The organism is Clostridium sp. DSM 17811, assembly GCF_018861905.1.
Lineage (GTDB): Bacteria > Bacillota > Clostridia > Clostridiales > Clostridiaceae > Clostridium_AD > Clostridium_AD frigoriphilum.
In genome coordinates this window covers 1-2,742 of sequence record NZ_JAHLDU010000068.1, presented here as the reverse complement: position 1 = coordinate 2,742, position 2,742 = coordinate 1, and the positions used below count along the sequence as shown (strand labels likewise).

Genomic DNA, 2,742 nt, shown 5'->3' with positions numbered 1-2,742 from the left:
ACTAAAGTAATTGACTGGTTAAAATAAAATATTATTTCATTTCTTTACCTATTTCTCTGTTTAATTTTCAAAGACCAATTTGCTTTGTCATCATGTGACGACTTCTACTATTATATCTGTTATTTCTTAAGTTGTCAACAGTTTTTTTAAATCATTTTATCTGTTGTTTCCTTATGCTTTTGTACTTTATTGTCCCTCAATCTCAGCGACAATTAATATAATATCATCTTTGAACATAATCAATTTTGGTCTTTTTCTTTAATACGACAATTATATGTATTAATCTCTGTAATGCTCTTGTATCATATACTTTCTTTATACTGACACACTAGGAATAGTATACCTATCAAAATTAATTAATACTATCTATCACTAACAAGTAAAACATATGCCCCTGCATTAATTAGAAAAGTAAATGAAGAGGACTTAACCCTTTTATATTAGAAAGTTGGGAGATTATCTAAATTGTCTTCTGTAGTACTATTAGGTGATGACTTTATAACATCATTGCCATTTCTATTTTTACCAACGATCACTGACTCTACTGTCCCTACCTTTGCTAAAGCTACCGCTTTGCTCACATCTAATTCTTCACCAGCACTAGTCAATACATTTGTAATATCTCCATCTGCATTTTTTCTAACCTTAACTATCTTCATAAAATACATCTCCTTATCAATTAGTATAGGTATAGTTCAAGTGTTAGAATTTTTTTACTACGCTATTAGTCCACACGTTAACTTTTACACTACATGTTTAGTATTTCCCTTATTTCTAATATTTTATTCCTATAAATTATATTAATTATTATTTATATTTTTTTACCCCTAATTTATTGGACTTTTAAATCCATTACCCTGAACCTCAGCTATATCTATTATAGAAATAAAAGCTCCTTGATCTATTGATTTTATTACCCTTTTAATTTGTGGTAATTGTCCTAAGGAAACAACACAATACATTATATTTTTCTTATGACTAGTGTATGCACCTTCTCCATATAATAGAGTTACTCCTCTATGGCAATTATCCATTATCGCATCACTTACTTCTTTTTCTTTTTCTGATACAATTAGAAGCATTTTCCGACGATTTAACCCATTAACAACTTTTTCCATGACAGTAGAATTAATATACATAGAAATTAAAGTATATAATCCAACTCTAAAATTAAATATTACAGATCCAACAGCCACAATCAAAACATTTATCGCAAAAATTACTGTGCCTACCTCTATCCCATATTTCTTTTTAGCATATACAGCTACAATATCCAGGCCCCCTGTAGATCCTTCATTAGAAAAAATAATTCCAAGACCTATCCCTGAAAGCGCTCCCCCATATATACAATATAATAGCCTATAAGACTCCTCAACCGGGGCGAGAACATTATTTAAGTGCACTGTAATAGTCAAAAAAACTGATAATGATATCGTTCCTAATATTGTAAACGCAGTGAATTTCTTATTTATTTTTAAAATACTTAATATAAGCAATGGGATATTTAATACTAATATCGTAGCACCCATAGGAAGATTAAATGTATACTGCAGCATTAACCCTATTCCCGAAATTCCTCCACTAAGAAGTTTATTTGGAACTACAAATAAATTTATTGCAATAGCTAAAATTAAACTTCCTAAAATAATAAGAAATATTTTTTTCATTAAATCCTTTAAATCATTACTAGCTATCTTTTGCATAGCTTATCCTCCTTATCTTATACTTGATTAGCGTACAACTATTGATTGTTTTATGCCCTGTTTTTTATATTCTATATAATTATATACCATTTAATCCTTAAAATATCAAATACTACTGTTTTATACTTTAACATCTTATTGATTTAAACAAACCACTTATTTTAGCAAAATAAAAATATTTATGATACACTTAAGTGAGGTGATTTTATGAATAATTTAGTAAATAATTGGAATGAACTTTTATTAGATGAAGTTAATAAAGATTATTATTTGAAATTGAAATACTTTTTAAAAGAAGAATATGAAAGTTCTTTAATATATCCTGAATTAAAAGATGTATTTAATGCACTTAAATATACTTCGTATGCTGAAGTAAATGTTGTTATACTTGGTCAAGACCCTTACCATGGTCCTAGTCAAGCTCATGGCTTAAGTTTTTCTGTAAAGCCTGGCGTAAGGATTCCCCCTTCATTATTAAATATATATAAAGAATTAAATACCGATTTAGGTTGTTATATACCAAACACCGGTTATTTAAAAAAATGGGCTGATCAAGGCGTTTTATTATTAAATACAGTCCTTACTGTTAGATCCGGAGAAGCTAATTCTCATAAAAACAAAGGTTGGGAAAATTTCACTGATAGAATTATCACTTTGTTAAATGAAAAAACAAAACCTATAGTTTTTATTTTATGGGGTAATAATGCTCAATCAAAACAATCTCTTTTAACAAATCCAATACATTACATAATAAAGTCTGCTCACCCAAGCCCATTATCTGCATACAGAGGTTTTTTTAACAGCAAACCTTTTTCTGAAACTAATAATTTTTTGATATCAGTAGGTGAAAAGGCTATTGACTGGCAAATTAATAATTATTCTGATAAAAAACGCTAAAAAAAACGTCTTAGAATTATCTAAGACGTTTTTGGTGGCTAAACCCGGAATCGAACCAGGGACACGAGGATTTTCAGTCCTCTGCTCTACCGACTGAGCTATTTAGCCATGTAACCTGGCGACAACCTACTCTTCCACAAGG

The 2,742-nt window shown here is 29.2% G+C and carries 3 protein-coding genes and 1 tRNA gene; 1 reads left to right on the top strand and 3 read right to left on the bottom strand.

Annotated features, from left to right (window positions below; translation table 11 throughout):
- Positions 1 to 440 precede the first annotated feature (440 nt).
- Together KPL44_RS24910 and KPL44_RS24905 are read right to left on the bottom strand one after the other, a co-directional pair.
- Positions 441 to 659, bottom strand: a complete 219-nt coding sequence (locus tag KPL44_RS24910) for a DUF3892 domain-containing protein (RefSeq protein WP_216256081.1) — start codon at positions 657 to 659, stop codon at positions 441 to 443.
- Between the two features lie 168 nt (positions 660 to 827).
- Positions 828 to 1,703: a YitT family protein gene (locus KPL44_RS24905; protein WP_216256080.1), complete on the bottom strand. Its 876-nt coding sequence runs from the start codon at positions 1,701 to 1,703 to the stop codon at positions 828 to 830.
- A 207-nt stretch (positions 1,704 to 1,910) separates the two neighbouring features.
- Between KPL44_RS24905 and KPL44_RS24900 the strand changes: the two genes are divergently transcribed.
- Positions 1,911 to 2,600, top strand: coding sequence for a uracil-DNA glycosylase (locus KPL44_RS24900; protein WP_216256079.1), 690 nt, complete (start codon positions 1,911 to 1,913; stop codon positions 2,598 to 2,600).
- A gap of 32 nt (positions 2,601 to 2,632) precedes the next feature.
- Here the strand turns inward: KPL44_RS24900 and KPL44_RS24895 are convergent.
- Positions 2,633 to 2,708 (bottom strand) — tRNA-Phe (locus KPL44_RS24895).
- Positions 2,709 to 2,742: the final 34 nt, after the last annotated feature.

What these genes read in the sequence shown, in the direction of transcription:
- KPL44_RS24910 (WP_216256081.1), bottom strand. Translation starts at nt 659, where the DNA reads ATGAAGATAGTTAAGGTTAGAAAAAATGCAGATGGAGATATTACAAAT.
- KPL44_RS24905 (WP_216256080.1), bottom strand. Translation starts at nt 1,703, where the DNA reads ATGCAAAAGATAGCTAGTAATGATTTAAAGGATTTAATGAAAAAAATA.
- KPL44_RS24900 (WP_216256079.1), top strand. Translation starts at nt 1,911, where the DNA reads ATGAATAATTTAGTAAATAATTGGAATGAACTTTTATTAGATGAAGTT.